The sequence below is a fragment of the Azospirillum sp. UFLA03-27 genome (assembly GCF_059803775.1).
On the sequence record NZ_JAUQTX010000321.1, the window covers coordinates 1 to 6,323 of the forward strand.

The 6,323-nt window shown below is 69.3% G+C and carries 7 protein-coding genes; 1 reads left to right on the forward strand and 6 read right to left on the reverse strand.

Annotated features, from left to right (window positions below):
• From Q4I23_RS29395 to Q4I23_RS29405, 3 genes are all read right to left on the reverse strand, one after another.
• A partial coding sequence (locus tag Q4I23_RS29395) for a PP2C family protein-serine/threonine phosphatase (protein WP_498528561.1) occupies positions 1-1,164 on the reverse strand: 1,164 nt, incomplete at its 3' end.
• A gap of 19 nt (positions 1,165-1,183) precedes the next feature.
• Positions 1,184-1,501: an STAS domain-containing protein gene (locus Q4I23_RS29400; protein WP_498528562.1), complete on the reverse strand. Its 318-nt coding sequence runs from the start codon at positions 1,499-1,501 to the stop codon at positions 1,184-1,186.
• Positions 1,502-1,662: 161 nt separating this feature from the next.
• On the reverse strand, positions 1,663-2,580 hold the full coding sequence (locus Q4I23_RS29405; protein WP_498528563.1) for a hypothetical protein: 918 nt from the start codon (positions 2,578-2,580) through the stop codon (positions 1,663-1,665).
• A gap of 285 nt (positions 2,581-2,865) precedes the next feature.
• Here Q4I23_RS29405 and Q4I23_RS29410 point away from each other — a divergent pair, with 285 nt between their 5' ends.
• Complete coding sequence (locus tag Q4I23_RS29410) at positions 2,866-3,282, forward strand: HRDC domain-containing protein (RefSeq protein ID WP_498528564.1); 417 nt, start codon at positions 2,866-2,868, stop codon at positions 3,280-3,282.
• A gap of 363 nt (positions 3,283-3,645) precedes the next feature.
• Here the strand turns inward: Q4I23_RS29410 and Q4I23_RS29415 are convergent, their stop codons facing one another.
• The 3 genes from Q4I23_RS29415 to Q4I23_RS29425 all read right to left on the reverse strand — a co-directional run bounded on the left by Q4I23_RS29415 (position 3,646) and on the right by Q4I23_RS29425 (position 6,265).
• Positions 3,646-4,074, reverse strand: coding sequence for an NfeD family protein (locus Q4I23_RS29415; RefSeq protein ID WP_498528565.1), 429 nt, complete (start codon positions 4,072-4,074; stop codon positions 3,646-3,648).
• Positions 4,075-4,105: 31 nt separating this feature from the next.
• Entirely contained in the window at positions 4,106-5,173 is a 1,068-nt protein-coding gene (locus Q4I23_RS29420; RefSeq protein ID WP_498528566.1) for an SPFH domain-containing protein, read from the reverse strand.
• A gap of 84 nt (positions 5,174-5,257) precedes the next feature.
• Positions 5,258-6,265 carry an AI-2E family transporter gene (locus tag Q4I23_RS29425; protein WP_498528567.1) on the reverse strand — a complete coding sequence of 336 codons (1,008 nt, stop codon included), beginning with the start codon at positions 6,263-6,265 and terminating at the stop codon, positions 5,258-5,260.
• Positions 6,266-6,323 lie beyond the last annotated feature (58 nt).

Below are 6,323 nucleotides of genomic sequence, written 5' to 3' on the forward strand. Positions count from 1 at the left end.
GTGCTGGGCGAGGACGGCCCGCTCGGCCAGACGGAGCAGGCCGTCCTCGCCCAGCATGGCGCCCTCGGCGTCCCGGGCTTCGCTCAGCCCGTCGGAATAGAGGAACAGGCTGTCGCCGCGCCGCAGCGGCACGCGCTGGTTCGTATAGGCCGAGTCCGGGAAGGCGCCGAGGAGCGGGCCGGAGGCGTCCAGCGGCTGGATGCCGAAGTTGGTCATCAGGAGGGGGCTGGGCGACGCGGCGGCGGCGTAGAGCAGCGTATCGTCGGCCCGGTCGATCACCCCGTAGAAGGCGGTGGCGAACTGGCCCAGCGGCAGGATCTCGCACAGCCGACCGTTCAATTGGCGCAACAGGCGGGCGGGATCGCGCAACTCCTCCGGCGGGGTGCGGGTCAGCAGCGTGTGCAGGCGGAAGGCGTTGATCGCCGCGGCGATGCCGTGGCCCGACAGGTCGGCGGCGAAGACCCCGACGCAGCTTTCATCGAACGCGAAGGCCGTCCAGAAATCGCCGCCGATCTCGTCCGACGCGCGGAAGACCGAATCCACCGCCAGCCCGTTCCGCTCGGCGAGGCCAGCCAGCTCCGCCGCCTCCGGGACCAGGGCGAGCTGCATGGCGCGGGCCTGCCGCAGGTCGCGCTCCACCCGCTCGTGGAAGGCGCGCAGCTCCTGCACCATCGACCGGCGCTCCAGGTGATAGCGCACGCGGGCGATGCATTCCCCGGGGTTGATCGGCTTGGCGATCAGGTCGGTCGCCCCGGCGCTGAAGCAGACCGTCCTCATCTGGTCGGAGTGCAGAGCGCTCTGCATCAGGATCGGCAGGTCGCGCCAGCGCGGGTCGCCGCGCAGGCTGCGGCAGACGCCGATCCCGTCCATCCGCGGCATGGCGGCGTCGAGCAGCAGCAGGTCGGGGGCGAAGCTCTCCAGCCGCTCCATCACCTCCTCCGCGGAGGAGGCGAAGGCGACCTGGGTGATGCCGGCCCATTGCAGGAAGCGGGTCAGCGTCCGGCGGTTGAAGGCGCTGTCGTCGGCGATCAGCACCCGGCAGCCGCCGAGCGGAATGCCCAGCTCCATCCCGTAGACCGACGCACCGGCGCCGGGGCGGGCGGGGCGCGGCGGAGCGGCGGCGTCCGTGCCGGGCGGCACCGTCATGGCGCGGGCGTGCCCCATCGCGTCCGTTCCCGCCGCGTCAGTCGGCGATGTTGAACATGGTGTGGAACTTGGCGATCGTGATCAGGCGCCGCACCTCGTCGCGGGCGCCGCGGATCGCGAAGTCCAGGTTGCGCCGCTGCGCGGTGTCGCGGGCGATGATGAACATGCCGAGGCCGGAGGAATCGACGAAGTCGAGCCGCGACAGGTCGAAGACCACCCGGTGCCCCGCCGGGCGCTCGAAGGTGGCGATCACGTTGCGGAAGGTGTCGTGGTCGGCAAAGGTCATGCGCCCGCTCAGCACGATCTCGGTGCTGGCCGGGGCCTCGCGGACGGAGAAATCCATGGCGGCGCTCATCTGTGGTTCACCCGTGGCCGAAGAGAGGCGCAATCCCCCGCCGGTCGGGCCAGTGGGTCTGGGTCCGGCGGGGATGCGGGCGCATTCTAGGTCGCAGGGAATTGCACTTTGATGACGCTGCCGTGTCGGCACCGGGTCATCGGGCGGGGATGGGCCAACTTTTACTGCAGAGCGGCCTCTTCCACCCTTGGATGCGACAGGCGTTCGGCGATCCCGCCGGCCAGCCATGCCGAATAGGCATCGCGGCCCTCCGGTCCGAGCATGCCGTTGCGGCAGAAGGCCGACGCCTTGGCCGGCTTGGAAAGCGCCGAGTCGGGGAAACGCCAGAGCGGCAGGTCGGCCTGCCCGCTCAGCCGGTCAAGCGCCGCCGGGCGGTAGCCGTTGCCCGCGCCGTACAGCTTTTCCTCCACCGCCGCCGGGCGGGGCGGAAGCAGCAGGGCGATTCCGACCCCGGCGGCGCGCGCCTGATCGGCGAAACGGCGCACCCGCTCGAAGGCGGGCGAGTCGTTGTTCATCCGGACAGCGTCGTCGCGGGTCTCGACCCAACGGTCGGCGGCGGCGGCGGTCCAGCCCTGCGGGCCGACGGCGTGGCACGGCTTGGCGTATTGCAGGGTGCTCTGGTCGGGCAGGTAGGAACGGCCGAGCATCGCCACCTCGGTCAGGTGGTAGCCGTAGCGGCGCAAGCCGGCGAAGTCGCTGCGCTCCGCGAACAGCAGGTCCACGTCCAGGAGGACCAAAGCCGGCTTGAGCTTCAGCACGTCCCCCAGCAGCGGTTCGAAGTCCTCGATCCGGGCGTGGTCGTGGACGATGCGCAGGAAATGCAGGCTTTCCACCCCGTGCTTCGCCGCCAGCGCGGCCATGCCGGGTTCATCCAGGGTGGCGTGGCGCAGCGCCGAATCACCCAGCGCCACCACCACGACGGGGGACAGGTCCCGCGCCGCCCGCTCCGCCGTCGCAGCGATGCGGTTGCTGTTGTACCAGGCGAAGGGCCGGTCATGGAGGCTGTAACCGGTCCAGAAGGCCCCCGCCGTCCCGGCCGCGAACAGGGCGGGGAACACCGCCAGAAGGGTGATCCACAAGCGCCGCGGCTTCGCTTGCGGCCCGCTCCTTTCCTTCCGGTGCTTTTGCGGTTCAACAGGCCCGGTCATGGTCCCTCTGCTCCTCCCAGCGGTGCGCCCAAGCGACGCGCCCAAGTGATGCGCGGTGTCCTATGACTCAAACGCTCCGGGAGGGAGCAGGGTCCCGTGTGCCGCCATGTTTTCCTATGACGAAGGGGGCATCCGTCCGGATCGTGCCGGAGTAGCCGGATACGGACGCTTTCGTGTAGTCTTGCGCGAAAGACGAGGCACGCATCGAGGCACAGGATGAGCACCGAAATCCGCACCTTCACGATCCCCGACGCGAGCGCGGACGAGGCCCAGGGGCACCTCTCCTCCTTCCTGCGCACGGTCGAGGTGCAGCGCATCGACACGGCCTACGCCGACGGCGGCTGGCGTGTTCTCGTCCTTTACAAGGATCTGAAGCGCAAGGAGGAATCCCTCCAGATCGAAGCCGCGATCAACGCCGCCCTCAACGGTTGGCGGGATCGCGCGGCCGCCCGTGAAGGGCTGTCGCGCGACGCTATCCTGTCGGACGAGCTGGTGCCGGAAATCGCCCGTTTCGCCCCTACGACGGAGCGCGAACTGTCCATCATCGTCGGCGCCCGCGACCTTGGCGTGGGCCACTTCGGCGGCGAGATCGTGCAGGTCGTCCGCGCGACCCTGGACGAACTGATCGACTGACATCTCCACTCTCCGGAACGGTATAGGCCGAAGAGCCAGGCATCCCTGGCCGCTGTGCCGAAAGAGAAGCCGGACCCGCCGTAAGCCCGATTCCAGACGCTTCCACGCTGTGCCAGCATACCCTCGTAATTTGTGGCAATGCAGCATGGCGAGGCCATGGACGGGACTTCCGGATCGAGAGGCGCCGTTCCCGATTACCGCGCCATGGCGCGGGAGTTGGAAGCGTTCAGCCGTCAGGCGGCGGAGCGCGCGGCGGCCACCGGCGACGGCAGGATGGACGCTCTGGCACAACGGCTGGAACGCCACGCCGAACAGATCCGGCACGATCTGGCCGAAGCCCCGACGCGCCGTTTCGGCTGGCGCCTAGGCCTTCTCCACCTTCAGCAGAGTGCCCTCGGCACCGACGATGCGGACGCGGGTTCCGGCGGGGAGGTCGGGTCCCTCGACGGTCCAGAGCCCGTCGCCGATGTTCGCCCGGCCCCGCCCGTTGACGATGGGGCCGTCCAGCGTGTGCAGCGTCCCGATGTATTGCGCCGTCCGGCGGTTCAGATGCGGCGTGTGCGTCGTATGCGCTGACCCGCGGGACAGGAAGCGGGTTCCCACCAGCGCGGCGATGGCGAGCAGGGCGAACAGCAGTCCCTGATGCTCCCACGGCAGCGACGGCCAGACCAGAAGCACAAAGCCGACCAGAGCGGCGGCCCCGCCCAGCCAGAGAAAGGCCGCCCCTGGCGCCACTGTTTCCAGCGCGCCCAGCAGCACGGCCAGAACCCACCAGTGCCAGAATTCGATCATTGCGGGTCCGCCTTCGGGGTTTCGCCCAATCTTACGACTCCGGCGGCATCGGCGCATCGCGCCTGTTCGGCTCGTCCTGATTCCGGTCGTCGCGATTCCGTTCATCGCGATTCCAGGGGCTGCGCGGTGCCAGCGGCGGGGCGGCGGCCGTTCCGGAAGGCGCCGGTTGGTTCGGCGGGCGGTTCGGGAAGGCTTCGCGGGCGATTTCCGCAATGCCGCCGATGGCGCCGATCACGTTGGCGGCCTCCAGCGGCATGAACAGCACTTTCTGGTTCGGGGCGGCGGCCACCGCCGTCAGAGCATCGACATAGCGCTGGGCGACGAAATAGTTGATGGCCTGGGCGCTGCCCCCGGCGATGGCGTCGGAGACCAGCCGGGTGGCCTCGGCCTCCGCCTGGGCGGAGCGCTCGCGCGCCTCGGCGTCGCGGAAGGCGGCCTCGCGCCGGCCCTCGGCCTGGAGGATGGCGGCCTGCTTGGCGCCCTCCGCCCGCAGGATGGCCGCCTGGCGCTGGCCCTCCGCTTCCAGGATGGAGGCGCGGCGGTCGCGCTCCGCCTTCATCTGGCGGGCCATGCTGTCCACGAGGTCGCGCGGCGGCTGGATGTCGCGGATCTCGATGCGCGTCACCTTGACGCCCCAGGGGCTGGTCGCCTCGTCCACCACGCCGAGCAGGCGGGCGTTGATCTGGTCGCGCTGGGACAGCAGTTCGTCGAGGTCCATCGAGCCCATGACCGTGCGGGTGTTGGTCATGGTCAGGTTCAGGATCGCCAGCTCCAGGTTGTTGACCTCGTAGGAAGCCTTGGCGGCGTCGATCACCTGGAAGAAGACCACGCCGTCCGCCGTGACCATGGCGTTGTCGCGGGTGATGACCTCCTGCGAGGGCACGTCGAGCACCGTCTCCATCATGCTCTGCTTGCGCCCGATGCGGTCGATCAGCGGGAGAATCAGATGCAGGCCGGGCTGGAGCGTGCGGGTGTAGCGGCCGAACCGCTCCACCGTCCATTCCTGACCCTGCGCCACGGTTCGCACCCCCAGCAGAACCAGCGCCAGCGCGAAGATCAGGAGCGCGATGACGAAGAGCGTCAGGCCGCTGAGCACCATCACCCCACCTCCCATCCGGTCGTTTCCTCCCTCGGACCATGCCACGGCGGGGCCGCCCCGGCCAGAGCTACGGCGGCCGGAGCGTCAGCCCAGCAGGGCGCCGATTGGCTTCAGCGGCTCGTGCGCGTCGAACAGGATCTTCAGGATCGCCAGGATCGGCACCGCCAGCAGCGCGCCGGGAATGCCCCACATCCAGCCCCAGAACAGGATGGACACGAACACCGCGATGGGATTGAGCGCCAGCCGCCGACCGACGATCATCGGGGTCAGGAAGTTGCCCTCCATCATGGTCAGCGCCACGAAGGTCAGCGGCGGCCCGAAGATGTTCAGGCTCCCGTCGAAGCTGAGCGCCGACACCAGGAACAGAACCGCCGTCATCACCGCCGGCCCGATGAAGGGGACGTAGTTGATGAGTCCGGCGAGCGTTCCCCACAGCGCCGCGTTGGGCACCCCCCACAGCCACATCGCCAGAGTCGTCGCGAGTCCGAGCCCGATGTTGATGACCGTGATGGTCGCCAGATAGGCGGCGATGTTCTGCTGCACCGTGGCGGCGACCATGGCGTAATGCACGCGGTCGTCCACGTCGCGCATCGTGCCGATCAGCGCCTCCAGGCTTTGCCGCCCGCGGGCCAGGAAGAAATAGAGCAGCACCTGGAGGATCACCACGTTGGCGATCACCGCCTCCGCCTGATGCAGCACCTGCTCGGCCAGCGACGGGCCGCGCACCACCACCTCCCGTGCCGCACCGTTGCGGTCGGAGGCCATCTGTTCGATCTGGCGGGAGGCCTCGCGGGCGCGGTCGATCCCTTCGCGGATGTCGCCCAGCTTGAACTCCAACTCGTGGACCACGCGGGGCATCCGGTTGACCCATTCGGTGGCCGGGGTCGCCAGCGTGAAGATGGCCCCCAGCCCGGCGCCGAACACCACGATCACCACCACCGCCGCGCCCAGCGCCTCCGGCAGGCCGAGCCGGTAGAGGCCGCGCACGCAGGGGCGCAGCAGAAGGCTGAGGATCAGCGCCAGCATGATCGGCAGCAGCACGTCGCGCCCGAAATACAGCGTGAACAGCAGCGCGATGACGAACAGCCCCACCACCGCCACCCGCACAGCTGTCTCTTATACACATCTGACGCTGCCGACGATTATACGC

Coding starts and splice junctions, on each gene's coding strand:
- Q4I23_RS29410 (WP_498528564.1), top strand. CDS start 2,866: ATGAGCACCGAAATCCGCACCTTCACGATCCCCGACGCGAGCGCGGAC.
- Q4I23_RS29415 (WP_498528565.1), bottom strand. CDS start 4,074: ATGATCGAATTCTGGCACTGGTGGGTTCTGGCCGTGCTGCTGGGCGCG.
- Q4I23_RS29420 (WP_498528566.1), bottom strand. CDS start 5,173: ATGGTGCTCAGCGGCCTGACGCTCTTCGTCATCGCGCTCCTGATCTTC.
- Q4I23_RS29400 (WP_498528562.1), bottom strand. CDS start 1,501: ATGAGCGCCGCCATGGATTTCTCCGTCCGCGAGGCCCCGGCCAGCACC.